At 66.3% G+C, this 22,830-nt stretch carries 26 protein-coding genes; 6 read left to right on the forward strand and 20 right to left on the reverse strand.

Going from position 1 to position 22,830, the window contains the following annotated elements; genetic code table 11:
- Positions 1-33 precede the first annotated feature (33 nt).
- On the reverse strand, positions 34-1,830 hold the full coding sequence (locus ACWIEX_RS06245) for an ABC transporter ATP-binding protein/permease (protein ID WP_454032224.1): 1,797 nt from the start codon (positions 1,828-1,830) through the stop codon (positions 34-36).
- A 316-nt stretch (positions 1,831-2,146) separates the two neighbouring features.
- On the opposite strand from ACWIEX_RS06245, the gene dusA reads away from it, so the two are divergent.
- The gene (dusA, locus tag ACWIEX_RS06250) at positions 2,147-3,154 is read left to right on the forward strand and encodes a tRNA dihydrouridine(20/20a) synthase DusA (RefSeq protein ID WP_454032225.1); all 1,008 of its coding nucleotides are present in this window, start codon (positions 2,147-2,149) and stop codon (positions 3,152-3,154) included.
- A gap of 100 nt (positions 3,155-3,254) precedes the next feature.
- Here dusA and ACWIEX_RS06255 read toward each other — a convergent pair whose 3' ends face one another.
- From ACWIEX_RS06255 to hisD, 4 genes are all read right to left on the reverse strand, one after another.
- Entirely contained in the window at positions 3,255-4,838 is a 1,584-nt protein-coding gene (locus ACWIEX_RS06255) for an ABC transporter substrate-binding protein (protein WP_454032226.1), read from the reverse strand.
- Positions 4,839-4,845: 7 nt separating this feature from the next.
- Positions 4,846-5,823, reverse strand: coding sequence for an aminotransferase class IV (locus ACWIEX_RS06260; protein ID WP_454032227.1), 978 nt, complete (start codon positions 5,821-5,823; stop codon positions 4,846-4,848).
- On the reverse strand, positions 5,816-7,309 hold the full coding sequence (locus tag ACWIEX_RS06265; RefSeq protein ID WP_454032228.1) for a M81 family metallopeptidase: 1,494 nt from the start codon (positions 7,307-7,309) through the stop codon (positions 5,816-5,818). Before ACWIEX_RS06265 ends, ACWIEX_RS06260 begins: the two co-directional genes overlap by 8 nt.
- 99 nt (positions 7,310-7,408) lie before the next feature.
- Positions 7,409-8,713, reverse strand: coding sequence for a histidinol dehydrogenase (gene hisD / locus ACWIEX_RS06270; RefSeq protein ID WP_454032229.1), 1,305 nt, complete (start codon positions 8,711-8,713; stop codon positions 7,409-7,411).
- A 142-nt stretch (positions 8,714-8,855) separates the two neighbouring features.
- Here hisD and ACWIEX_RS06275 point away from each other — a divergent pair, with 142 nt between their 5' ends.
- A complete protein-coding gene (locus ACWIEX_RS06275) occupies positions 8,856-9,674 on the forward strand; it encodes a helix-turn-helix transcriptional regulator (protein ID WP_454032230.1) in 819 nt (272 codons plus the stop codon).
- Positions 9,675-9,907: 233 nt separating this feature from the next.
- Here the strand turns inward: ACWIEX_RS06275 and ACWIEX_RS06280 are convergent, their stop codons facing one another.
- The 7 genes from ACWIEX_RS06280 to ACWIEX_RS06310 all read right to left on the reverse strand — a co-directional run bounded on the left by ACWIEX_RS06280 (position 9,908) and on the right by ACWIEX_RS06310 (position 13,121).
- Positions 9,908-10,765, reverse strand: a complete 858-nt coding sequence (locus ACWIEX_RS06280; RefSeq protein WP_454032231.1) for an SDR family oxidoreductase — start codon at positions 10,763-10,765, stop codon at positions 9,908-9,910.
- A 50-nt stretch (positions 10,766-10,815) separates the two neighbouring features.
- Positions 10,816-11,004 (reverse strand): DUF3008 family protein, encoded by a 189-nt coding sequence (locus ACWIEX_RS06285; protein WP_454032232.1) that lies wholly within the window; start codon positions 11,002-11,004, stop codon positions 10,816-10,818.
- 12 nt (positions 11,005-11,016) lie between these two features.
- Positions 11,017-11,394 (reverse strand): VOC family protein, encoded by a 378-nt coding sequence (locus ACWIEX_RS06290; protein WP_454032233.1) that lies wholly within the window; start codon positions 11,392-11,394, stop codon positions 11,017-11,019.
- Complete coding sequence (locus ACWIEX_RS06295) at positions 11,391-11,705, reverse strand: GNAT family N-acetyltransferase (protein WP_454032234.1); 315 nt, start codon at positions 11,703-11,705, stop codon at positions 11,391-11,393. The genes ACWIEX_RS06290 and ACWIEX_RS06295 overlap by 4 nt, the downstream gene beginning before the upstream one ends.
- Before the next feature lie 8 nt (positions 11,706-11,713).
- Complete coding sequence (locus tag ACWIEX_RS06300) at positions 11,714-11,899, reverse strand: hypothetical protein (RefSeq protein WP_454032235.1); 186 nt, start codon at positions 11,897-11,899, stop codon at positions 11,714-11,716.
- Complete coding sequence (locus ACWIEX_RS06305) at positions 11,900-12,088, reverse strand: hypothetical protein (protein WP_454032236.1); 189 nt, start codon at positions 12,086-12,088, stop codon at positions 11,900-11,902.
- 181 nt (positions 12,089-12,269) lie between these two features.
- A complete protein-coding gene (locus tag ACWIEX_RS06310; RefSeq protein ID WP_454032237.1) occupies positions 12,270-13,121 on the reverse strand; it encodes an alpha/beta hydrolase in 852 nt (283 codons plus the stop codon).
- A gap of 144 nt (positions 13,122-13,265) precedes the next feature.
- Between ACWIEX_RS06310 and ACWIEX_RS06315 the strand changes: the two genes are divergently transcribed.
- Positions 13,266-13,679 (forward strand): DUF2177 family protein, encoded by a 414-nt coding sequence (locus tag ACWIEX_RS06315; RefSeq protein WP_454032238.1) that lies wholly within the window; start codon positions 13,266-13,268, stop codon positions 13,677-13,679.
- Between the two features lie 19 nt (positions 13,680-13,698).
- Here the strand turns inward: ACWIEX_RS06315 and ACWIEX_RS06320 are convergent, their stop codons facing one another.
- The 6 genes from ACWIEX_RS06320 to ACWIEX_RS06345 all read right to left on the reverse strand — a co-directional run bounded on the left by ACWIEX_RS06320 (position 13,699) and on the right by ACWIEX_RS06345 (position 17,809).
- Complete coding sequence (locus ACWIEX_RS06320) at positions 13,699-14,721, reverse strand: SAM-dependent methyltransferase (RefSeq protein ID WP_454032239.1); 1,023 nt, start codon at positions 14,719-14,721, stop codon at positions 13,699-13,701.
- A complete protein-coding gene (locus ACWIEX_RS06325; protein ID WP_454032240.1) occupies positions 14,718-15,473 on the reverse strand; it encodes a DUF1295 domain-containing protein in 756 nt (251 codons plus the stop codon). Before ACWIEX_RS06325 ends, ACWIEX_RS06320 begins: the two co-directional genes overlap by 4 nt.
- Before the next feature lie 44 nt (positions 15,474-15,517).
- Positions 15,518-16,144, reverse strand: coding sequence for a ChrR family anti-sigma-E factor (locus ACWIEX_RS06330; protein ID WP_454032241.1), 627 nt, complete (start codon positions 16,142-16,144; stop codon positions 15,518-15,520).
- Complete coding sequence (locus ACWIEX_RS06335; RefSeq protein ID WP_454032242.1) at positions 16,141-16,743, reverse strand: sigma-70 family RNA polymerase sigma factor; 603 nt, start codon at positions 16,741-16,743, stop codon at positions 16,141-16,143. Before ACWIEX_RS06335 ends, ACWIEX_RS06330 begins: the two co-directional genes overlap by 4 nt.
- Positions 16,744-16,816: 73 nt before the next feature.
- Complete coding sequence (locus tag ACWIEX_RS06340; protein WP_454032243.1) at positions 16,817-17,185, reverse strand: DUF2147 domain-containing protein; 369 nt, start codon at positions 17,183-17,185, stop codon at positions 16,817-16,819.
- Between the two features lie 36 nt (positions 17,186-17,221).
- Positions 17,222-17,809 (reverse strand): hypothetical protein, encoded by a 588-nt coding sequence (locus tag ACWIEX_RS06345; protein ID WP_454032244.1) that lies wholly within the window; start codon positions 17,807-17,809, stop codon positions 17,222-17,224.
- 136 nt (positions 17,810-17,945) lie between these two features.
- On the opposite strand from ACWIEX_RS06345, the gene ACWIEX_RS06350 reads away from it, so the two are divergent.
- From ACWIEX_RS06350 to ACWIEX_RS06360, 3 genes are read left to right on the forward strand one after another with little or no spacing between them, the layout of a single operon-like run.
- On the forward strand, positions 17,946-19,304 hold the full coding sequence (locus ACWIEX_RS06350) for an NAD(P)/FAD-dependent oxidoreductase (RefSeq protein WP_454032245.1): 1,359 nt from the start codon (positions 17,946-17,948) through the stop codon (positions 19,302-19,304).
- Positions 19,301-20,104, forward strand: a complete 804-nt coding sequence (locus ACWIEX_RS06355; RefSeq protein WP_454032246.1) for a DUF1365 domain-containing protein — start codon at positions 19,301-19,303, stop codon at positions 20,102-20,104. The genes ACWIEX_RS06350 and ACWIEX_RS06355 overlap by 4 nt, the downstream gene beginning before the upstream one ends.
- Positions 20,101-21,336 carry a class I SAM-dependent methyltransferase gene (locus ACWIEX_RS06360; protein ID WP_454032247.1) on the forward strand — a complete coding sequence of 412 codons (1,236 nt, stop codon included), beginning with the start codon at positions 20,101-20,103 and terminating at the stop codon, positions 21,334-21,336. The genes ACWIEX_RS06355 and ACWIEX_RS06360 overlap by 4 nt, the downstream gene beginning before the upstream one ends.
- A gap of 129 nt (positions 21,337-21,465) precedes the next feature.
- On the opposite strand, the gene ACWIEX_RS06365 is transcribed toward ACWIEX_RS06360, so the two are convergent.
- Together ACWIEX_RS06365 and ACWIEX_RS06370 are read right to left on the reverse strand one after the other, a co-directional pair.
- Positions 21,466-22,188: an anti-sigma factor gene (locus tag ACWIEX_RS06365; RefSeq protein WP_454032248.1), complete on the reverse strand. Its 723-nt coding sequence runs from the start codon at positions 22,186-22,188 to the stop codon at positions 21,466-21,468.
- A complete protein-coding gene (locus ACWIEX_RS06370) occupies positions 22,185-22,745 on the reverse strand; it encodes a sigma-70 family RNA polymerase sigma factor (RefSeq protein WP_454032249.1) in 561 nt (186 codons plus the stop codon). The genes ACWIEX_RS06365 and ACWIEX_RS06370 overlap by 4 nt, the downstream gene beginning before the upstream one ends.
- Between the last annotated feature and the right edge of the window lie 85 nt (positions 22,746-22,830).

Below are 22,830 nucleotides of genomic sequence, written 5' to 3' on the forward strand. Positions count from 1 at the left end.
CCGGATCGGCGGCGCTTGAGACGAGCGCCGCCGTCACGGACTGTCGTCAGGCTCCGGGCGTTCGTCCTCATTGTCGGCGCCGCGGCTCCTGAACAGCCGCCACAGCGATTTCCGCAGGCGCCTGGACGTCATGTGAGCGCCCGCAGGCCTGCGTTCCAGCGTGATCTTCTGGTCGTGATAGTCCTCGAGGCCGGGGCGGTGGCCGACGCTGATCAGTGTCGCCCCCGCGAGTTCCTCCTGGAACAGGTTCAGCAACGAAGCCTGGCTCTCCTCGTCGAGCGCCGAGGTTGCCTCGTCCATCACGATGATATCGGGCTTTTGCAGCAGCAGGCGGGCGAAGGCGACCCGCTGACGCTCGCCTCCGGACAGGATGCGGTCCCAGTCGTCTTCCTCTGCGTCGAGCTTCTTGGCGAGATAGCTCAGACCGCAGCGTTGAAGCGCGGCGAGGACATCCCCGTCCGCCACGGCGCGGTCCGCATCCGGATAGAGCAGTATGGTGCGCAGGGTGCCCTTTGGGAGATAGGGCTTCTGCGGCACGAAGGCGATCGACTGGCCGGCCGGCACCCGGATCGAGCCGGAGCCCCAGGGCCAGATCCCGGCTATCGCGCGGATCAGCGTGCTCTTGCCGGAGCCGCTCTCGCCCGCGATCAGCGCCTTCGCACCCTGCGCAATGGTCACGGTGGCATCGGCCAGGACGACACGGCCGTTGCTGTGGGCGATGGAGAGGTTGTCGAGATGGATCGCGCCGTCATCGCTTTCGCCGAGTTCGATGCCGGTGTCCTTGTCCATGATCGTGCCGATATCCAGCGCCTCGATCTCCTCCATCAGCTCGTCGACACGGGTGACCGAGGCGAACCATTCGGCCAGCCGCACGAAATTGTCGACGAACCAGATCAATGCGGCCTGGACCGCGCTGAAGGCTGCGACGACCTGCACGACCGCGCCCAGCGTGACGTCACCGGACAGGAATTTCGGCGCGATCAGCAGGAGCGGCACGATCGGGAAGAGCGCGGCGTTGGTGTTGAGCACCAGCGCGATCACACCCTGCTGGCGCACGATCCTGAGCCAGGCCGCAACGACGTGGCCATAGCTTTTCCCGGCGGAGCTGCGCTCGTCGGCATCACCCCGGATCAACGCGATGCTCTCGGCATTTTCGCGCAATCGGGTCATCTCCGCCCGGAACTGCGCCTCCATCTCGTTCTTGTGAGCGACACGCGCAACGAGGGGGCGGCCGGCAAAATAGGCGGCAAGCGAAGCGACAGCGGCATAGACCACTGCCGCGAGCGCCATATAGCTGGGGATCACGATCATGGTCCCGCCGAGCATGAATCCGGCCGAACCGGCGACCTGCCAGAGGATCGCGGCGAAGGTCGCCGCCGTGACGAAGGCGCTGATCAGCCCGATCGCGAGCTCGACCAGGGGCTCGATGGCGAGGCGGACATCCTCGGCGATGCGGTACTCCGGCGCGGTCATCTTCTTGGTCAGGAAGCCCAGGCGATAATAGCGTTGGTCCGCGATCCACCAGCCTGCGAGGCGGCGCGTCAGGTTCTCGCGCCAGCGCACCTGCAGCAGCATCCGGCTGATCACGAGGCCGGACATCGACAGGGCGGCGGCTCCAAGGAGAAAAGGCAGCCAGCCGACCGTCGCCCAGACGGCGCCGACATCGCGCTTTTCCAGAGCATCGAAGAACCAGCGGTTCCAGCGGTTGATGCCAACCGCAGCGCTGGTTTGCGCGGCGATGAAGACGAGGACGGTGATCGTCAAGGCCCAGGCATGCCACCGTGTCCTGCCGCGCCAGTAGCGCAGCGCGATCCCGAAGAACTGACGCATGCGCGAGCGTCGCAAAACGCGCGGAGCTTCGGCCATACCAACTCCGCTTCTTCCAGTGGGCCGCAGGGGATGAGGCGACGCACGACCACTGTCCCTTCAACCGCAGGCCGGCAGCACAGTTCCATGGATTCGGGTTGGACGATGCTCGGGCGGAGCCAGAATTTTGCCGCGCCTCTCGCGCATCCCCGCGAATTGCGCCATATACGCCCAAGTTTCGCCGCCTCGGTGCCGTTTGACGGCACGGTAGCCAGGCGGCGGCTTCGCATCACCGAAACAAGGCACCAGCAGGCCACGCGCGTTGAGCAGACACACTCAGATGACCGCAGATCGCGTCGAGGCGAGCTTCTGGCGCTTCTCCGTGGCGCCGATGATGGATTGGACCGACCGGCATTGCCGCGTCATCCATCGCCTGATGTCGCGCCATGCGCTGCTCTACACCGAGATGGTGACGGCGCAGGCGGTGATCCGCGGTGACCGCCAGCGCCTGATCGGCTTCGATGCCGTGGAACATCCGGTCGCGCTCCAGCTCGGCGGCAACGACCCCGCGCTGCTGGCGGAAGCCGCGAAGATCGGTGCCGATTTCGGCTATGACGAGATCAACCTGAACTGCGGCTGCCCCTCCGACCGGGTACAGGGCGGGGCCTTCGGCGCCTGCCTGATGCGCGAGCCCGCGCTGGTCGGCGACTGCGTCGCCGCGATGAAGGCGGCGGTCTCCATTCCCGTCACGGTGAAATGCCGGATCGGCGTCGACGATCAGGACCCAGAAAGCGCGCTCGATGCGCTGACGGCCGCGGTGCGCGCGGCTGGCGTCGATGCCCTGATCGTCCATGCCCGCAAGGCCTGGCTGCAGGGGCTCTCGCCCAAGGAGAACCGCGAGATCCCGCCGCTCGACTACGAGAGGGCCTATCGCCTGAAGGCGGCCAATCCGGACCTGCCGGTCGCGATCAACGGCGGCATCAAGGCTTCGTCCGAATGGCCTGCGCATCTGGAGAAGCTCGACGGCGTGATGATCGGCCGCGAGGCCTATCAGAATCCCGAGATTCTGCTCGAGGTCGATCCGCTGCTGTTCGGCACGGACGCGCCGGCGACGGACGCCTTCGCGATGCTGGAGGCTCTCGAGCCGCATCTCGCCGCGCATCTGGAGCGGGGCGGGCGGCTGCATGCCTTCACCCGCCATCTTGTCGGCCTGTTCCCCGGCCGTCCAGGCGCGCGCGCCTTCCGCCGCCATCTGGCCGAGCGCTGCGTCGGCGCCGATGCGACGCTGGATGACCTGCGCGCTGCCATCGCCCATGTCTCGCGCCAGGAGGCCGCCGCCGCGGCCTGAATCGGCCCTGTTGGGAAAGGTGAAGCCCGCCGGATCGTTCCGGCGGGCTTTATCATGCGGGCGCGGGCCATGCCGCTCGCCCGGAGAATGCGCCAGGTTTTCAGGCCCGGCGGACGTTCCAGAACAACGGAGACGACGCAGTCAGGATGCCCTGCAGGTTGCTGCGATAGGCCGTCTTCGGAATGATCTGCCCAAGCGGCACGACAGGCACGGTGTTGAGCGCGCTGCGCTGGATATCGTCGAGCAGCTTCTCTGCCTGGCCCTCATCGGTGCTGGCCAGCCACTGCGCGGTGAGGCTCTCCATCTCCGGGCTGTCGTGCCAGCCGAACCAGCCAGACGCGCCGGCCCCGCGGATATAGAGATTCTCCGCCGGATTCGTGACCGAGGAGCCCGGCCAGTTAGTGTGGAAGATGCTCCAGCCGCCGCGTTCCACCGGCTCCTTCGAGGTGCGGCGCTGGACGACCGTGCCCCAATCCATGGTCTGCACATCGACATTCAGGCCGAGGCGCTTCAGCAGATCGGCCGTGATGTCGCCGAGCGGCGCGATCAGCGGATGGTCCGCGGCGTGCAGCATGACGATCTTCTCGCCCTTGTAGCCGGAGGCCTCGATCGCGGCCCGGGCGGCTTTCAGGTCCGGCGGCTGCTTCATGATCCCGGCGCCGAGCTCGTTCACGCCCGGCAGGCCGCAGGGGAACATCGCCCGGCAGACGCGGTAGCTCTCGGTATCGCCCGCCATCACCGTCTGCATGTAGTCGTCCTGCGTGACGGCCGCGAGGATGGCCCGCCGCAGCGCAGGGTTGTTGAACGGCGCCTCGAGATGGTTGAAGCGCATCCCGAGGATGAGGCCGTAGGGGTCGAGCGTGCTGGTGGTGACGTCCTTGTCCGAGGTGAGCGTCGACATGAGGTCGGGCAGGGGGCGCGCCCACCAGTCGACCTCGCCGCGCTGAAGCGCATTCGCCGCCGTCGCCGCATCGGTGATGACATGCCATTCGAGGCGGTCGAAATTCACGCGCTTTCCGCCCGCCGTCCAGTTGGCGGGTTCCTCGCGCGGCACATAGCCTTCGAACTTCTCGTAGACGATCCGCGAGCCGGGGACGAATTCGTTGGCGACGAAGCGGAACGGCCCCGATCCCACCATCTCCTTGACGGGCGTCATCGGGTCCGAATTCGCGATCCTCTCCGGCATGATGAAGGCGGCCGAAGAGTGCGGCTTGCCGAGAGCGCGCAGGAATTGCGGGAAGGGCCGCTTCAGCCTGACGCGGATCGTCTTGTCGTCGACGGCCTGCCATGCGTCGACGACCGTGCCGAGCGCCTGGCCGAAGCTGTCGCGCGTGCTCCAGCGCTTGAGGCTGGCCACGCAATCGCGCGCACGGACCGGCTCGCCGTCGTGGAATTTGAGGCCGTCGCGCAGCTTGATCTCATAGGTCTTGCCGTCGTCGGCGGTTGTGGCGCCCGCGGCCATCTGCGGCTGCGGCCGCAACTGGTCGTCGACCGCGAAGAGGTTGTCGAACACGCAGTAGCCATGCGTGGTCGAGACCGCTGCCGTCGTCACCACCGGGTCGAGGATGGCGAGGTTGGTTTCCGGAACGAACTTCAGCGTGCGCGCCACCGTGCCTTGGGCGATGGCAGGGCGGGCGAGGGCGGCGGCCCCGGCCGCGCCGATGAACTGGCGTCTGTTGAGCATGATGGATCTACTCCGAGGCGAGGGCGGCGGGAACGGTGTAGTCGACGGGCTCGCCGTGCCAGCCTTCGGCGCGGCGCTGCCAGTAGGCGGCGTGGATGCGGGCGGTGAACGGGCCGGGGCCGTTGCGGATGGCCCTGGCATCGACCGAGGCGACCGGGAGAACCCCGCCTGCCGTTGTCGTGAGAAAGGCCTCGTCGGCCTCGCGCAGGGCGGCGACGGGCACGTCGGTTTCCTCGACCGGGATGCCGAGACCGGCGCAGAGTTCCATCACCGTCCGCCGCGTCATGCCGTCGAGCATGCCGCTGCGCGGCGTGAGCAGTTTTTCGCCTCTACGGACGAAGATGTTGAAGCCGGGGCCTTCGAGGAGATGACCCTGGCCGTCGGTCAGCACGACGGTTTCGGCGCCATGGTCGAAGGCTTCGAGCAGACCGAGCTCGAAGTCGAGCCAGTGATAATGCTTGACCATCGGGTCGACCGAGGTCGCCGGCACGCGATGGCGGCTGCCGATATGGACGTGGAGCCCGCGCTGCTGCACCTCGGGCGTCGCGATCCAGACATAGGGAATGCAGAAGGCCTGGAAGCGTTGCGTGCAGAGCCGGATGTCGCGGCTGCCGATCGGGGGCCGGCCGCGCGTCATGATGATCTGCACATAGGCGTTGTCGTAGCCGGCCGTGGCGATCAGGCCATGGATCGCGCCACGGATCTCGTCCCGGCTGAGTGGGGAGGTCATGCGCAGACGCTCGAGCGAGCGCCAGAAGCGGTCGAGATGGTCGTCGAGCCTGAACAGCAGCCCGTCCCAGGCGGAGATCGTCTCCTGGCAGGCGTCGGAGCGCAGGAAGCCCCAATCGAGCAGCGGCAGGCTGGCTTCGGCGACGGGCACGATCCTGCCGTCGATCCAGGCCGTGCCCGCGGCGAAGCGGGCCTCGACCGGGGGAGCGTTCCGGCTGCGGGATGGCGTCGGCCAGGAGAGCAAGGTGTCAGGCACGGTGGTTCTCCATGAAAACGGGCTGTTGCTGGTCGTCGCAGGGCCAGAACGGGCGCTTCTTCACCTGCCAGGCGATGCTCGCGAGGTCCGGCGCTGTCGGGCCGGCGCCACCGACCATCACCCACGAGGTGTCGGCATCGAGCAGGGTGCGGAAGTTCATCGGGTTCTTGAGGACGGCGATCTTGCAATCGCGGATATCGATGCCCACCGCCCGATACTGCTCGTCGCCGTACTCGTAAGTCGCGTAGGTCGGCACCACGATCCGCAGTCTGCCCGCCCGCAGGACGGCGGTCGGCCCCATCTGGCCCGGCGTGCCGGCGCTGATGCCGCCCGAATAGGTGAAGTGGCCGTCATGCAGGCTCTCAACGACGACCTCCGTCTCGACCGGGGGATGGAAGCGCGGGTCGAGCGAGGAGCCGATGCGCATGCGGGTGGTTTCGCCGATGCCGAGGTCGAAGGCCTCTGCCGCCGCGGCCGGATCGACGACAAGTACGGCTGACTCCGCATCGGGGCCGGCACGCAGCAGAGCCGCCAGCACGGCCGGCGCATCGCCGGGCGCCCCGCCCCCGACGCAGTCGGGCGCATCGGAAATCAGGACGCGGGCGGGCCGGTCAAGGGCTTCACGGACGGCTTCGTCGGGAGACAGGCACGCAAGCTCGAAGGCCCGGCGCCGGTCCCACATCGCCAGCACGATCTCTTCGGCGACAGTCGTTGCCGCGGCTGGATCGGCATCTGTGACCGCCACCCCCGCGATGCCGAGGTCGTCGATGTCGAGCCAGGGCTGGACGGGGAAGTAGCTCGCGGCGAGCGCGCGCCCGTCCGCCTCGATCCGGCGAGCCAGTTCGCGGACCTGGGCCATCGGCGCATCACCATTGGTGGAGCCGCCGACGACGGGCAGCAGGGCGTCGATGCGCCGGAGCCGGGTCACCGGCCTGATGCGCCCGTGCAGCGCTCCCGCGAGCAATTCTGCCGCGCGCCGCCCGGTGCCATGGGCGTCGACATGTGGATAGGTCTCGTAGCCGACGAGGATGTCGGCATTGTCGGCCATGCGCGGCGTGACATGCGCATGCAGGTCGAGGCTCGCGGCGATCGGGATGCCCGGGCCGAGCGCCGCGCGCAGCGCCGCGATGAGCGCGCCTTCGGGATCCGTCTCGCCCTCGCAGATCATGGCCCCGTGCAGGGCGAGGAAGACGCCGTCAACAGGCTGTTTCAGGATGCCCGCGACGATCCTGTCGAAGGTCTCGCGGTAGAAGGCGCCCTCGACGACGCCGCCGGAGCCGCCATGGGCGACGAGGACGGGAACGATCTCGAGCCCCTCCTTGCGCAGCGCTTCGAGTGCGCCGGTGACCGCGAGGTCGCGGCCCTCGATCGCCGGGAGAACGCCGTCTCCTTCGACGAGCACCTTGCGGCTGAACGTGTCCCGGCGGTTGATCTGCGACGAGAGCGTGTTGCCTTCGAATTCGAAGCTGGCCAATGCGACGCGCATGAACGTCCTTCCCTTTGATGGCTGGTCGGCGATGGATGCGATTCCAGGGTGGCGTTTCGAGCCGGAGGGAGTGCATGCGCGCTTGCTCCGGCCATTACTTCATTCGATCGCGGCGCCGTAAGGGATGTTGCGTCCGCCGAAGCGCCGGACGCGGATGTTGGCCTGCTCGGCATGGCCGACGAAGCCCTCCATGATGCAGAGCCGGGAGCAGACTTCGCCGATCAGAACGGAGGCTTCGTCGGTGAGCACACGCTGGTAGGTGCAGGTCTTCAGGAACTTCCCGACCCAGAGCCCGCCGGTGTAGCGCGCTGCCTTCCTCGTCGGGAGCGTGTGGTTCGTGCCGATCACCTTGTCGCCATAGGAGACGGTGGTGCGGACGCCGAGAAAGAGCGAGCCGTAGTTCTTGAGATGCTCGAGGAAATAGTCCGGGTCCGCCGTCATGACCTGGACGTGCTCGGAGGCGATCCTGTCGGCTTCCTCGACCAGCTCGTCGCGGCTGTCGCAGACGATGACCTCGCCATGGTCTTCCCAGGCCTTGCGCGCGATCTCGCCCGTCGGAAGGATGGCGAGCAGCCGCTCGATCTCTCGCATGGTCTCGCGGGCCAGCTTCTCCGAGGTCGTGAGCAGGATGGCGGGCGAATTGACGCCATGCTCCGCCTGTCCCAGCAGGTCGGTGGCGCAGATTTCGCCGTCGACGGTCTCGTCGGCGATAACCAGCGTCTCCGTCGGGCCCGCGAAAAGATCGATGCCGACCCTGCCGAACAGCAGGCGCTTGGCTTCCGCCACATAGGCATTGCCGGGGCCGGCGAGCATGTCGACCGGCTTGATGCTTTCGGTTCCGAACGCCATGGCAGCGATCGCCTGGACGCCGCCGAGGCAATAGATCTCGTCGGCGCCGCCGAGGTGCTGGGCCGCGACGATCAGGGGAGCGATCTCGCCCTTGAACGGCGGCGCGCAGGTGATGATGCGCTCGCAGCCCGCGACCTTGGCCGTGACGACTGACATATGCGCCGAGGCGAGCAGCGGATATTTACCGCCGGGGACGTAGCAGCCGACATTGGCGATCGGGATGTTCCTGTGCCCGAGGACGACGCCGGGAAGCGTCTCGACCTCGATGTCCCGGAGCGCGGCGCGCTGGGCCTGCGCGAAATTGCGGACCTGGGCCTGGGCGAACTCGATATCCTCCCGCTGCCGCGTCGTCAGACTGTCGACGCAGGCCTGGATTTCGCTGTCGCTGAGCCGGTACGAGGGGCGGTCCAGCCCATCGAACCGGGTGGCGAGCGCGCGAACGGCCCGGTCGCCACCCGTCTCGACCTGTTCCAGCAAGTCCTCCACCGCCTTGGTGAGGGCCTTGTCCTGAACCGCGTCGCCGGAACCTGCAGCCGTCTTCAAGCGCTTGATCATCTTGGCCTTCCGCGACATCTGATCCGCAGAGTGTCCTGTGCCGATGCGCCGGCTGACAATTTCGCAACGGCTTGATTGCTGACGCACAGTGACGCAGTAGTTGCGTCGACCTGCTGCTGGGGCAAAGGGGAGCGGGAACGCCTTGAAACCGAACGATATGGAACGGTTCGCCGCGAACCTCAGGTTCCTATGCGAGCGGCACAGCTCGATCACCGCCGTATGCCGCAAGATCGGGCTCAATCGGCAGCAGTTCAACAAATACCTCTCGGGTGTTCACTTGCCGTCGCCGGGCAATATCCGGCGGATTTCGCAGTTTTTCGGGCTGGGGCCGGCCGTCCTTTTCGCCGAGACCGACGAAGTCCGGATGCTCGTCGATGGCAATTATTTCCCGGTTCTGGACCGCTTGCGGGGCTCGCGCCAGTTCGACGACTTCATGAACGCCGCCGTGCTCGCCTCCAAGCAGGAAACCCTTGATATCACAGGTGTCTACGACCGGTATCAGTATTCATCGATCTACAAGGGAGCGATCATTCGCTCCATTCTGTGTATATACAACAACGAGAACCTCTATCAGCATTGCTATATCGAGCGGTTCCCAAGCGTCGATTCTCCCCCGAGGACCGATTACATCTTCAAATATCACGGGTTTACGTTTCCGCTCGCCGGCAGGATTTTCTTCATCGACTTCGAAAGCGTGCAGAAGAACGAGCTGACCACGTCGATCCTGATGCCCGTCCAGCGCAGCAAGACGAGGTTCATGTTCGGCATCGCCAGCGGCGTCGCGGCGACGATGCTGCGCGAGCCCTACGCCACCAGGACAGCCTTGCACTATCGGCGCTCGGGTCTGATCCGCAAGGAAGACATGATCGTCGCGACGACCTTGCCGCCGGACGATCCCTCGATCCCGCGCGACATCCTGCAATATCTGGGCGATGGAGGGGATATGTTGAGAGCCGGCTGAGGCATCCAGGCCGCGTCGCATGCGCAGGCCGGGCGGAGAAGCAATGCTGGTTCGCGCAGCCGCCCGGCCGGCAAACGGGATGCCGAACGATGAGGCCCGCCATCATCGGGGCCGGTTCGTGCTGGTCCCGCTGTCCCGGATCTCCGAGGTGCCCCGGTTCTTCCGGAAATCGCGGTTGGCGCGATAGGCTTGCAGCGTCCGGCGAGGTATCCGCCGTCATCTTGGGATTTGGCTCAGATGATCGGTCGGCCGCCGGTCACGGCGATGGTCGCGCCCGAGACATAGCTGGAGAGCGGATCGGCCAGCATGACATAGGCCGTCGCCAGCTCCGCCGGCTGGCCGGGGCGCTGCATCGGCACCTGCTTGCCGAAATTGCTGACGCTTTCCGCCGGCAGGGTGGAGGGAATGAGCGGCGTCCAGATCAGCCCGGGCGCGACCGCATTGGCGCGGATATCCTTCGCGGCGAGCAATTGCGCGAGCCCGCCGGTGAAATTCTGGATGGCGCCCTTGGTCGCGGCATAGGCAAGCAGACTGGGATTGGGCTTGTCGGCGTTCACCGAGGCCGTGTTGATGATGCAGGACCCCGGCTTCATGTGAGGCACCGCAGCCTTGGTCAGGTAGAACATCGCATGGATGTTCACCGCGAAGGTGAGCTGCCATTCCTCGTCCGAAATCTCCTCCAGCTCGTCGAAGCTGGCCTGGTGGGCGGCATTGTTGACGAGGATATCGATGCCGCCGAATTCATCCACAGCCCGCGCTGCAATGGCGCGGCAATGGGCGGGGTGCTGGATGTCGCCGGCCATCAGCACTACCCTCTGCCCGGCCTTCGCGATCCAAGCGGCGGTCTCCGCCGCATCCTCGTCCTCGTTGAGATAGGAGATCAGGAGGTCCGCGCCCTCGCGCGCATAGGCGATGGCAACGGCCCGGCCGATGCCGCTGTCGCCGCCGGTGATGATCGCGCGCTTGCCCTTCAGGCGGCCCGAGCCGACATAACTGGTTTCGCCATGGTCGGGCCGCGGCGTCATCGCCGCGGTCCTGCCCGGCATCGGCTGCTTCTGCTCGGGAAAGGGCGGCTCGAAACGTGCGGTCATCGCTGCTCTCCTGCTTGGCGGAGGCCGGCTCGGCCTCCGCGCATACGCGCTCAATGCTTGGAAGCGTGCTCAGGCTTTCCCTTGCGCTTGGTCGAAGCCATTTTCTCCAGCTCGGCCTCGCTCATCGATGTCTCCATCGACTTCGAGGCGCCCTTGAGCTCGCTCTTCTTGATGTCGCCGCGCTTGGCCGCCAGGGCGGCGCCTGCGGCTTTCTGCTGTGCGGCTGATTTTGCAGGCATGGTGTCCTCCTTTCACTGGGACGAGCGAGTGACGGCTTCGATCTTGTTGCCGTCGGGATCGAGCACGAACGCTCCGAAATAGTGGGCGTCGTATTCGGGGCGCAGACCAGGCTCACCGGCATCGCGGCCGCCATGGGCGAGGGCTATGCGGTGGAACGTCTCGACGAGTTCGCGCTGGCCGACTGCGAATGCGACATGCATGCCGTTTCCGCGCGTCGCCGGCTGGCCGTCGAGCGGCGTCTCGACGCTGAACAGGATGCTCGCCACGCCGTAATCGGCAGAATGCTCGTCGCTCTGCAGCAGCCTCAGCCCGATGCAGCCGAGGACGCTGTCGTAGAAGGCGCGGGCACGCGCGATATCATTGGTGCCGACGGAGACGTGATCGATCATCGTCTCGCTCCGTCGTGAGCGGCGAGCACATCATGGAACTCGGAGTGCCGGCGGACCCAGTCGGCGACGAAGCTGCATGCGGGCACGATGCGCTGGCCGCGCTCCCGTGCCAGGCGGAAAACCCCTTCGACCAGCTGATCGCCGATGCCGCGCCCGCGAAACGCGGCCGGCACCTCGGTATGGGAGACGATAATGTACTCATCGAGCTTGCGATAGACGGCAAAGGCTTCGCCGCCCGGAAAGCTCATGACGAAACGATTGGCAGCCGGGCGGTCGCAGACCGCCCATTCCGATTGGTCGAGCGCCTGCATGGCGTTTCCTATCTCGATGGAGCTGATAGTGAATCGAACACGCCGGCCGGCAGCAGGTTCCCGTTCGCCGGCTCGACTTGCGCCAGGTCGAGCAGTTCGCGCAGGCGAAGAATCTCGAAACGGCGGCTTTGCCAGGTGATGAGCTGGCGACGGGGCAGGTCCATCAGTGACCGATTGACGTGAAAGATCGACAACTATTCGCCGACGCCCGCCGCCGGCTTGTCGCCCGGCTTCACCCGCGGTTTGTCGGCATCACCGGTGTCCTTTTCGGGATCGGGGTCGATCGAGACCTTCGTGGTGGCCTCCTTGCCCGGATCGCCCTGAATCGATTTCACGCGCTGCTGCTCTTCAGGGCTGAGCTTGTTGCCTTCACCCTCTCGCATGGGTGCCTCCTGTCTGGAATGCCCCCCGAAAATGAACGAGGCTGCTCCACGACGGTTCCGGCATCGCTCGCCGCTCGCAGTAGGAAACACAACCTGCCCATTGCGGCTCGGTTCCGAGCGATGACAGTTCCGCCAGTCCCTTGCCGTCGATGTCCGCAGCCGGTGCGATCCGGCAGGCAAGCTATGTCGGGTTGTTTCGGAGAAATCCGACGACGTCTTCGAGAATTGGCGCTTGCCATTGCAGAATTCTAGACAGCGCTGTGGCTGTGCCGGCATGGCCGAGCCCCTGATAGATCTTCAGCGAGACCGATCGCGCGCCCGCCCTTCTGAGCGCGAGCGCAAGGCGCTCGCTGTTGCGCGGAAGGACCGTTGTGTCGCTCGATCCCGTAGCCAGAAAGATCGGCGGAGCGTCGCGCCTTGCAAAGTTGATAGGCTGCGTCTGGGCGGGGTCAGGCGCGTTCCCGAACGCTTCCTTCGTCACGTCGATGTCGAACGGCAGAAAGTCGTAAGGGCCGGAGAGGCCAACGGTGGATTGGATATCGCCGGCACGCATTCCCACGGCGGCGAGATAATGCCTGTCCAGCGTCAGCATCATCGCGTTGTAGGCGCCCGCCGAATGCCCCATCAGGTGGATTGCCCTTGGGGAGCCGCCAAAGCGGGCAATGTTGTCCCGCACGAAGCGTAGCGCCAGCGCGCCGTCTTCGATGAAGACCGGGAAGCGGACTTCCGGCACCAGGCGGTAATCCGCGATCACCGTGACAAAGCCGCGAGCAGAAAGCGCGTCCCCGACGAAAGAGTAGGTCTCCTTGGCCCCATTGGCCCAGGAACCACCGTAGATGAAGAAAACCACCGGCTTCGGCGTGCTGCCGCTACCGGAAGGCACGTAGACATCCATCCGTTGCCGGGGATGAGGACCATAGGCCACATCGCGCGCGCCCTCGGTCAGGCCGCCCGGACGCAGGGCTGCGCAGGCAGGAAGGGCCAGTCCAGCCATTAGCGGCAGGATCGCGCGTCGGGCAATTCGGGTCGTCATCGTCGCCAATGGCCGGAGAAGCATCACAATCTATACGCTCTCTGCGCGGCGGTGGATCAGCGTCGCGACCGCGCGATATCCATGGCGAGACTGAACCGCTCCGGCCCGCCGCACGTATCCCTTCGCAGAATCATGGAGGTCGCCATGCGCTTCGTTGCCGGTTACGTCGCCTTCCTCATCGCATTCGGCATTTGCGACGCCATCTGGCTGGGCACGATGACGGCCAGGCTCTATCGGCCGGTGCTCGGCGACCTGATCGTCGAGCAGGTGCGCTATTGGCCGGCGGCGCTGTTCTATTTCGGTTTCCCGCTCGGCGTCGTCTATTTCGCGCTGCTGCCCGCGCTGCGTGACGGTAGCGCGGGCGCCGCATTGCTCAATGGCGCTCTCATCGGCCTGCTCGCCTACGCGACTTACGACCTCACCAACTACGCTGCGCTACGGCCCTGGACGCTGGCGATCACGCTCGTTGACCTCGTCTATGGCACGATCGTCGTCGGCCTGTGCACATGGGTCGCTTTCGTAGTCGTCCGCCGCCTTGCTGGTTGGGGCTGGGTCTAGTCCCCAGCCGGCCAATCCGTCAGGCCGCGCGCAACCGGTAGTGATGGACGCCCCAGGCCTCGCCGCCGGCATGGCCGAACAAGCCGCTCGTCGCCAGGAAGAACAGGCGCCAGCGCCGGCGCCAGAGCGGCGCTTCCGGGCCATAGGTCTCGCGCAGGATCGGGTCGATCTTCGCGAGATTGCGATCGAAATTCGCCAGCCAGTCCTCGGCGGTGGCGCGGTAGTGCTCGCCGCTCCAGCGCCACTCGTCCTCGACGGCGAAGAGATCGGGAAACTGGTGCGCGAGTGTCGCGCTCGGCATCAGGCCGCCGGTGAAGAAATGCTGCGCGATCCAGTCGCCGGTATCGCCGGCATCGAAGCGGTAGCAGCCTTGCCGGTGAGCGAAGACATGGATGAACAGCCGGCCGTCCGGCTTCAGCCACCCGTGCGTCCGCTCGAGAAGCGCGCGCCAGTTCGCCATGTGCTCGAACATTTCGACGGAGACGACGCGATCGAAACGCTCTTCGGTCGCAAACGCGTTCATGTCGGCGGTGACGATGCGGAGATTGCCGAGATGGCGGCGCTGCGCCTGCTCTTCGATATAGGCGCGCTGCGAGGCCGAGTTGGAGACCGAGACGATTCGTGCCTGCGGATAGCGCTCCGCCATCCAAAGCGAGAGCGAGCCCCAGCCGCAGCCGAGCTCCAGGATGTCCTGCCCGCCGGCGAGGCCGGCATGCTCCGCGGTCAGTTCCAGCGCTTTGTCTTCCGCCGCTGCCAGCGTGTCGCCGGGGTCGGCATAGTAGCAGCAGGAATACTTGCGCCGCGGGCCGAGCACCTGGTCGAAGAAGGCGGCCGGCACCTCGTAGTGCTGGGCGTTGGCCGCGTCGGTATGAACCGCGATCGGAAAATCCGCCATGTCGCGGGCGAAGGCCGCGACATCTGCCGATTGCGCCGTGAGCGAACGGGCGGTGCGTCCGACCAGTGACGCGATCACCATGCGGCTGACGGCGTCGGGCAGCGGCAGTCCTTCGCCCCAGTTCGAGAGCCTCTGCATGATCGTCATGGTGTCGCTCCTTTGGGCGGCAACGGGATCAGGGCGCTGGTCCGGCGCTGGTAGTCGCGATAGGCCTCGCCGTGCTTGGCGAGCATGTGCTCTTCCAGCGGCGGTATGCCGGAGATGCGGGTGAGCAGGAGGGTGATGCAGGCCGGCGCCAGCAAGGCGAGCCAGCCCCAGGGATAGCCGACTGCCGGCGCGATCAGCGCATAGGAGCACCAGAGAACGCACTCGAAGAAGTAGTTGGGATGCCGCGACCAGCGCCATAGGCCATGTTCGCAGACGCCTCCTGCTCCCGAGCGCGCAAAGGCCCGCAATTGCCCGTCGGCGATGGCGCCTCCTGCAAGGCCGGCGGCGAACACGGCGACACCGGCGAAATCCCGCCAGTCCAGCGATGGCGCGGGGCTATGGGCCGCGAGGGTGATCCCCAATCCCAGGGGAATGCTGACCAGCGCCTGCATCTGCAGCAGCCGGGCCATTTGTTGCGGCGCGGCGCTGCCCCAGTCGCGCTTCAGCTTCGCATAACGGGGATCTTCGGTGATGCCGGCCGTCCGTCGCGCGATATGCAGGCCAAGCCGAAGCGCCCAGGCCAATGTGAGCCCGGCCACGACGAAGCGTCGTGACATTGGCCCCGCCCCGAAAGGCAGCAAGGCACCGGCGATACCCGTCAGGCCCAGCCCGAGGGTCCAGACCACGTCGATCCAGCCGGAGTTGCCCGTGCGGCGTTCGACCAGCGTCGCCAAGGCCATGAAAGCGGACATGGCCACGGCCACGAAGACCAGAGCCGCGGCGAAGGACGCGGCCGTCAAAACCGCACCAGCGGCTGCAGCAGCCGGCCGAGCCAGCCCTGCAACTGCACGCTCCCCGTCATCGCGACGATGCAGGTGCAGCCTTCGACAGGGTCGACGCGCGGCGTGTGGTCATGCTCGGTGTCGGCTTCGTCGAAATCCCCGGCCGCATAGCGCCCGTATTCGTGTTCATAGGCACCGGCAAGGATCGTGGTCCATTCGACCCCCGTATGCTTGTGGTGCGGCAAGGCGATCCCCGGCCCGGCGCGCAGCATGAAGACGCGCGCGCCCGCATCGGGAACCTCGACGCGCCGCATGGCGATGCGGATGCCGATCGGGCGCCAGGGGCCGAGGCCATAGGGGCGCAGCACCTTCGGCATGCCGGTTTCGGGCATCGGGACGGCCGCAGCCGGCGCTGACCCGGCTCGTGCTGCAGTGGCCGCAGGGTTTGGGCCGGAAGCCATCGGGACGGGCTCGACCGTATCCAGCAGCGCGCCTTGCACGGCTTGCAGCTCCCGCAGGCGCCGCCGGCTCTCCTGATCCGCCTCGATATGGCAGGCGACGACCAGCGCCAAGCCTTCGTCGAGCTGCCCTGCGGCGAAGGCGGTGAGCGTCTCGTCGGATGGGCGATGCCCGATGCTCATCGCAGATCCTCCAGCCGGCCGCGCAGATGCGACAGTGCCAGGCGCAGGCGGGATTTCACCGTGCCCAGCGGGATGGCGAGGCGATCGGCGACATCCTGATGACTGAAGCCTTCGATGAAGGCGAGTTCGACCACGCGGTACTGGTCCGGTGAAAGCTGGGTCATCGCGGCCCGCACGCGCGCATCGCGTTCGGCGCCGGAGAGCATCGCATCGGGTTGTTCAGGTGCTTCTTCATCCAGAATCTCGTAAACTTGCGACAGCCGCGAACGGGTCTCACGACGGGCAATGTCGATGCGCAGGTTGCGCGCGATCGTAGCGATCCAGGTCGAGGCGCTGGCTTTCGCGGGGTCGAAGAGGGCTGCCTTGCGCCACACGGCCAACAGCGTTTCCTGCGCGACCTCCTCAGCCAGTTCCGCCGGGGCGCCACCGCGCATCAAAAGCCCTTTCACGCGCGGCGCGAAATGGTCGAACAGCGCGGCAAAGGCCGCCCGGTCCCCCGAGCGCGCGATGGCTGCAATCATTCTGTTGGGGTCGAACAAGGTGATGAAACGACCTCCCTGCGCGCCAGCTCCCGCCTTGCGCATGCCGTCGACAGTCAAGGCGAGAGCGGGGACCATGTATGAGATACGCGGCCGGAACCGCTCCGGATCACCGGGACGAGGTCACCCGCCATCACTCGGCAGCCTTCCAGTTCACGTCGCGGCAGATCAGCCGCCCGACGACGCAGCCACGCGTGGTGAGTGCTCCGGGCGTCGCGGTGATCGTCATCGAATAGGTCCAGTCGCGCTTGGGGTCGTAGGCGCTGCCGGAGAAGGTGCCGTCGGGCTGGCGGGCCAGTGTCATCACGAGTTTGTCGCCGGCCGCCTCGCCCTTGCTGGTGTCGCCGATCCAGAGATTGGTGGCGCAGATCTTGTCACCGCACGGTGCGATGCGGACGCGTGCATTGCCGTCGTCGCGCAACCATGTCCCGTCGAGATCGTTGGCGGCCGCGCCCCCGGCCGAGACTGCAAGCAAGGCGAGGGCGAGCGGAATGCGCTTCATGGCGTTGTCCTTTCGGCGACTACGTCTCGTCTACGCTCAGCCTGTCCCGGCGGTTTCATCGGCAAGCGAAATTGTGTCGAGACGCTCTGAGAAGAGCCATCCGATCAGGACTGTCAGGGATGCGGCGCTCAAGAAGTTCAGGCGCTGCAACGCTTCATATTCGCGAGGCTCATAGACGTGCAGCGGCGCCCCGAGTGTTGCCGCCGGCAGCAGATAGGCGGTGAAAGCCAGCCCCGCGAAGCCGAGAGCGAAGGCGCGTTCCGGGCGGCGAAACAGCATCAGCGCCAATATGAGACAGGGGAACAGGAAGACCTCCACCCCTGAGCCGGCACCGAAGGCGACGCGGCAGAGCAAGGTGTTGCCGATGCCGGCGACGAGCAGCAGGGCTCGTCCGAGCAAGCAATTGCGGCGCATCGTGGCCGGCACGGCCGCGAAGAGCGGCGTCGACAGGAAGGTGACATAGGACGGCGAGACAACGGGCCCGACCGTCCAATGGAGATAGAGCGGATAGAAGGGCTGGTTGGAGACGATCACCAGCGCGACGGTATTGGCGATCGCCGAGCGCGGATCGGGATGCGCGGCGTAGGCGCAGATCGCCGCGACCACCCGCTTCAGTCGATTCATCGGCATCGTCATCCCTCGCGGAAACGCCCGGTCTTTCCTCGTTTACGCGGGAGGCGCTGTGATGGGTCACCCGGCCGGCGCGCTTTTGGCCGTGCGCCTGACAAATCCAGTCCGGCCAATGCCGCGTATACCCGTCATGACCACCGAAACAGCGACGATGGAACGGGTACAGGGCAAGGCGATGCGGATCGCCGTGATCGGTGCCGGCATATCCGGCCTCTCGGCGGCATGGCTGCTGGGGCAGGCGCATGACGTGGTGCTGTTCGAGGCTGCGCCGCGCCTTGGCGGTCACGCCAACACCGTCCGCATCGCGGGTGCCGGTGGCGAGACGGCGGTCGATACCGGCTTCATCGTCTACAACGAGGCGACATACCCGAACTTCATCGCGTTGATGGACCATCTGCGTGTCGCCACGCAGCCGACCGAAATGTCCTTCGCCGTATCGCTCGACGGCGGGCGGCTCGAATATAGCGGCACCAGCGTCGCGGGGCTTTTCGCCCAGCGCGGCAATCTGGTGCGCCCGCGTTTCTGGGCGATGCTGCAGGACATCACCCGCTTCTATCGGAACGCATCGAGAGACGTACTCGCGGGGGACGCGGCCAACATGTCTCTCGGCGACTATCTCGCGACCGGCGGCTATGGCGCCGCTTTTCGGGACGATCACCTCCTGCCGATGGCAGCCGCCATCTGGTCGGCGCCCTGTGCGGAAATCCTGTCCTATCCGGCTGCCGCCTTCCTGCGCTTCCATCACAATCACGGACTGCTCCAACTCGGCGATCGGCCGGTCTGGCGCACTGTGACCGGCGGCAGCAGCGTCTATGTCGAGCGGCTGAGGGCCGCCTTTTCGGGCGAAGTCAGGACCGGCGCGCCGGTGCGTCAGGTTCGGCGTGAGGCAAATGATGTCGTCCTGGCGGGCGACGGGTGGGCCGAGACCTTCGACCAGGTCGTCTTCGCCACCCATGCCGACGAGACGCTGGCGATGCTCGCCGATCCCAGCGCGGCGGAAGCCAAGGCGCTCGGCGCTTTTCGTTACAGCCGCAACCGCGCCGTGCTGCATGGCGACGAAGCGTTGATGCCGAAACGCCGTCGTGCCTGGGCGAGCTGGAACCATATCGGTGACCGCGCCCGGCCGGACGCAGCCTGCGCGGTCACCTACTGGATGAACCGGCTCCAGGACTTGCCGGAGGCTCAGGCTTTCTTCGTCACGCTCAATCCGCCCGACACGCTGCGCCAAGAGACGATCTTCCACGAGGAGATCTACGAACACCCGCTGTTCGATGCGGTGGCGCTCGATGCGCAGCAGCGGCTCTGGTCGCTGCAGGGCGGCCGGCATAGCTGGTTCTGCGGCGCCTATTTCGGATCGGGCTTCCACGAGGACGGCCTGCAGGCGGGGCTCGCCGTCGCCGAGGCGCTTGGCGGCGTCCGCCGGCCCTGGAGCGTTCGCGACGAATCCGGCCGCATACCGATCCTGCCGCGACTGGAGCAGGCCGCATGACCTTGCAATCCGCCCTCTATGTCGGCCGCGTCAGGCATCATCGGTTCCGCCCGCGGCCGCATGCGTTGGCCTATCGCGTGTTCTGGATGCTGCTCGATCTCGACGAGATCGATCGGCTTTCGGCGAGGCTCAGATTCTTCTCGCGCAACCGCTCCAATCTCTACGCCTTTCGCGATGCGGATTACGGGGATCGCAGCGGGTGCCCTTTGCGGCCTCAGATCGAGGAAACCCTGGCGAAAGCCGGAATCGCACATGATGGCGGTCCGATCCGCCTGCTGACCATGCCGCGCATTCTCGGCTACGCGTTCAATCCGCTCAGCACCTATTTCTGCTGCCGCCGCGACGGCAGCCTCTGCGCCACCGTCTACGAGGTGCACAACACCTTCGGCGAGATCCATAGCTATGTGGCGCCTGCCGACCGTTCCGAAGGCGCATTGAGGCAGGAGGCCGACAAGGTCTTCCACGTCTCGCCCTTCATGAATCTCGACATGCGCTACGCCTTCACGGTCACCCCGCCGGGACAGCGCGTCTCCGTCGCCATCGAAGGCAGTGACGCGGAGGGACGCCTGATCACCGCGGTCTTGAGCGGCAATCGAACGGAACTCAGCGACGCGGCCCTGCTGCGGCTGCTCGCAACCCATCCGCTGCTCACGCTGAAAGTGACTGCGGCCATCCACTGGCACGCATTGCGGCTGCTGGCGAAGCGGATTTCCTGGCGGCCCCATCCGGCTGCACCCGAGCGGCCTTTCAGTCTTGGCAGAGCCGTGACGGCTCATGCGAAAGGACCGATCCAGCCATGAGCCGGCCCGAGACCGAACATCGCCTTCACATGCCGGAACAGGTGTTTGCGCCGTCGAGCGGCATCGGCTTCTCGCGCTGGTTCCTGCGCCGCGTGCTCTCCCGGATCGCCATCGGCCACCTGACGGTCTTCACGCCGGATGGTGAACGACTTTGCAGCGCACCCGGCCTGCCCGGGCCACAGGCGACCATGATCCTGAACAACTGGCGGTCGATGCGCCGGCTGCTGCTCGACGGCGATATCGGTCTGGCTGAAGCCTATCGCGATGGCGACCTGCACACGCCGGACCTCACGGCCTTGATCGAGCTCGGCGCGCGAAACGACGCGACGCTGCGCAAGCTGGTTTCGGGCGCCTGGCCGGCCCGTCTGCTCAACCGCCTGCGGCATGTCCTCAACGCCAATACGCGCCGCGGCAGCCGCCGTAACATCACCGCGCATTACGATCTCGGCAATGACTTCTACGGCCACTGGCTTGATGCCAGCATGATGTATTCCTCGGCGCTCTATGAGGCGCCGGCCGAGACGCTCGAGGCCGCCCAGCAGCGCCGGATGGACCGGATCGTCGCCATGCTCGACCTTTCGGGCGGCGAGCATGTTCTGGAGATCGGGTGCGGCTGGGGAGCGCTGGCGGAACGGCTGGCGCGCGAGGGCTGCCGCGTGACGGCGGTCACCTTGTCGCCGGCCCAGCTCGAAGCCGCACGACAGCGCGTTGCGGCCGCAGGCCTGTCCGAACGCGTCACCATCGAGCTCAAGGATTATCGCGACATCGCCGGGCTGTTCGACCGCATCGTTTCGATCGAGATGATCGAGGCGGTCGGCCGCGCCTACTGGCCGTCATACTTCGATACCCTGAACCGCTCGCTCAGGCCCGGCGGCCGTGTCGTCCTGCAGGCGATCACGATCGACGATGCGCTGTTCGAGAGCTACCAGCAGGGCACAGACTTCATCCAGCGCTACATCTTCCCCGGAGGCAGCCTGCCGTCGGTTCCGATGCTGAAGAGCAGCGCCGAGGCTGCCGCTCTCGCAGTGGTCGAACAGCTCGACTTCGGCGAAAGTTACGCCCTGACCCTGAAGGAGTGGCGCCGGCGCTTTCTGGAAAGCTGGGCTGAGATATTGCCGTTGGGGTTCGACGAGCCGTTTCGCCGGCTCTGGGAATTCTATCTCTGCTACTGCGAAGCCGGCTTCCGCGCCCGGACGATCGACGTCAACCTGCTCGCCCTTCAAGGCCGCTGAGAGGCGCGGCGTTCCCCGCCGCACCCGTCTAGAGCATTTTTGAGTGAAGTGGATACCGGTTCGCGTGAAGAAATGCGATAAAACAAAGACCTAGAGCAATTCCGCGATTCAGGAAATGGCGGAATTACTCTAGAGGCGTCGCGCAGTCAGCCCCTTGGCGACGATCGGGCCTGTCGGGCGTCCGGTTGGCGAACCGGCGGCGGGTTCCACCGTGATCTCGAAGAGCTGATCGGCCCCGAGCGGCAGGTTGTCCAAGCGCAGCGGCACGGCCCGGGCTCTGTCGATGAGGCCGACCGAGCGCGGCCCGGTGGCACGATCCCACAGCGTCCAGATTTCCAGCGCACGGCCCTGCGGCACGGTGATATCCTGAAGCGGCAGCAATTCGACGCGCCCGTCGGCGAATGTGTTCACCACGGCTGCTGCGACATTGGTCTCGGTCAGAAGAACGGCGACCATCACGGGCTGGCGCCGCGCACGATCGAGGGCCGAGGCGAGCCCGAAGGCGAGCAGGAGCGCGGCGGCAATACCCGCCAGGGCGGTCCCGCGCCAGAGCCAGAGACTGTCCCACCATTGCGATAGCCGTGCGCCGAGCGCGGGCTGCGAAGCCACGGCTGGGCTTCGAGCAGGGGCTCGGTCGAGGCCGCCCTCGATTCGCTGCCACAGCCCTGTCGACGGTTCGATCGGCCGGGCGGTGGCATCGATCGGCGCCAGCCGGGCCTGCCAGCGGGTTACTGCGGCATCCAGCTTTGCGTCTCTTGCCATCCGCCTCTCGAACGCCTCCTTCTCGGCGCCTTCGAGCAGGCCGAGCACATATTCTCCGGCGAGGATCTCGCGATCGGGTTCCGACATCATCCGAGACACTCCCTGAGTGCGATCAGAGATCGGCGGATCCACGATTTCACCGTCCCGAGCGGCATGCCGAGCTTGCCGGCGATCTCGCCATGGCTCAGCCCCTGCACGAAGGCGAGCAGCACCATCCCGCGGCGCGGAGCCGGCAGGGTCTCCAGGCACCCGCGCAATGCCTTGGCATCGGAGAGCTTCGCCATCACGGCCTCGGGATCATCCTCTTCGCTGGCGGCTTCCACACCAATCGGGCTTTCGTCGGTCTCCATCCGCCGCTCGTCACGCAGGATCGACAGCGTGCGGTTGCGCAGGATGGCGTAGATCCAGGTCAGGCCTGAACCGCGTTGCGGATCGAAGCGTCCCGCATGCCGCCAGATCAGGATGAAACTGTCCTGCACCGCTTCCTCCGCCAGGGCGCGGCGCTTCAGCATGCGCTGCGCCACACCGATCATACGCGGGCACTCCTGGTCGTAGATGCGCCGGAGTGCGTTTTTATCGCCGCCGGCGCAGGCTGCCAGCGCTTGCTCGATGCCTGCTCCCTGCGATTGCGCGGCATTGACGGCCATACGGGATCCCTGAAATTCGTTGCCCCCGGTTGGACGGCACGACGGGAGGATACGCTGCCCGCGTCGCGATGGATGCACCCCGGCG

Source organism: Allobosea sp. NPDC055353, assembly GCF_053644975.1.

Excerpts from the sequence above, each read along its gene's own strand:
- ACWIEX_RS06305 (WP_454032236.1), bottom strand. The coding sequence starts at position 12,088 with ATGCGAGAGGGTGAAGGCAACAAGCTCAGCCCTGAAGAGCAGCAGCGC.
- ACWIEX_RS06290 (WP_454032233.1), bottom strand. The coding sequence starts at position 11,394 with ATGATCGATCACGTCTCCGTCGGCACCAATGATATCGCGCGTGCCCGC.
- ACWIEX_RS06355 (WP_454032246.1), top strand. The coding sequence starts at position 19,301 with ATGACCTTGCAATCCGCCCTCTATGTCGGCCGCGTCAGGCATCATCGG.
- dusA (WP_454032225.1), top strand. The coding sequence starts at position 2,147 with ATGACCGCAGATCGCGTCGAGGCGAGCTTCTGGCGCTTCTCCGTGGCG.
- ACWIEX_RS06320 (WP_454032239.1), bottom strand. The coding sequence starts at position 14,721 with ATGACGATCATGCAGAGGCTCTCGAACTGGGGCGAAGGACTGCCGCTG.
- ACWIEX_RS06255 (WP_454032226.1), bottom strand. The coding sequence starts at position 4,838 with ATGCTCAACAGACGCCAGTTCATCGGCGCGGCCGGGGCCGCCGCCCTC.
- ACWIEX_RS06280 (WP_454032231.1), bottom strand. The coding sequence starts at position 10,765 with ATGACCGCACGTTTCGAGCCGCCCTTTCCCGAGCAGAAGCAGCCGATG.
- ACWIEX_RS06360 (WP_454032247.1), top strand. The coding sequence starts at position 20,101 with ATGAGCCGGCCCGAGACCGAACATCGCCTTCACATGCCGGAACAGGTG.
- ACWIEX_RS06310 (WP_454032237.1), bottom strand. The coding sequence starts at position 13,121 with ATGACGACCCGAATTGCCCGACGCGCGATCCTGCCGCTAATGGCTGGA.
- hisD (WP_454032229.1), bottom strand. The coding sequence starts at position 8,713 with ATGATCAAGCGCTTGAAGACGGCTGCAGGTTCCGGCGACGCGGTTCAG.
- ACWIEX_RS06370 (WP_454032249.1), bottom strand. The coding sequence starts at position 22,745 with ATGGCCGTCAATGCCGCGCAATCGCAGGGAGCAGGCATCGAGCAAGCG.
- ACWIEX_RS06285 (WP_454032232.1), bottom strand. The coding sequence starts at position 11,004 with ATGCCTGCAAAATCAGCCGCACAGCAGAAAGCCGCAGGCGCCGCCCTG.
- ACWIEX_RS06345 (WP_454032244.1), bottom strand. The coding sequence starts at position 17,809 with ATGAATCGACTGAAGCGGGTGGTCGCGGCGATCTGCGCCTACGCCGCG.
- ACWIEX_RS06330 (WP_454032241.1), bottom strand. The coding sequence starts at position 16,144 with ATGAGCATCGGGCATCGCCCATCCGACGAGACGCTCACCGCCTTCGCC.
- ACWIEX_RS06315 (WP_454032238.1), top strand. The coding sequence starts at position 13,266 with ATGCGCTTCGTTGCCGGTTACGTCGCCTTCCTCATCGCATTCGGCATT.
- ACWIEX_RS06295 (WP_454032234.1), bottom strand. The coding sequence starts at position 11,705 with ATGCAGGCGCTCGACCAATCGGAATGGGCGGTCTGCGACCGCCCGGCT.
- ACWIEX_RS06325 (WP_454032240.1), bottom strand. The coding sequence starts at position 15,473 with ATGTCCGCTTTCATGGCCTTGGCGACGCTGGTCGAACGCCGCACGGGC.
- ACWIEX_RS06340 (WP_454032243.1), bottom strand. The coding sequence starts at position 17,185 with ATGAAGCGCATTCCGCTCGCCCTCGCCTTGCTTGCAGTCTCGGCCGGG.
- ACWIEX_RS06265 (WP_454032228.1), bottom strand. The coding sequence starts at position 7,309 with ATGCGCGTCGCATTGGCCAGCTTCGAATTCGAAGGCAACACGCTCTCG.
- ACWIEX_RS06350 (WP_454032245.1), top strand. The coding sequence starts at position 17,946 with ATGACCACCGAAACAGCGACGATGGAACGGGTACAGGGCAAGGCGATG.
- ACWIEX_RS06245 (WP_454032224.1), bottom strand. The coding sequence starts at position 1,830 with ATGCGTCAGTTCTTCGGGATCGCGCTGCGCTACTGGCGCGGCAGGACA.
- ACWIEX_RS06365 (WP_454032248.1), bottom strand. The coding sequence starts at position 22,188 with ATGATGTCGGAACCCGATCGCGAGATCCTCGCCGGAGAATATGTGCTC.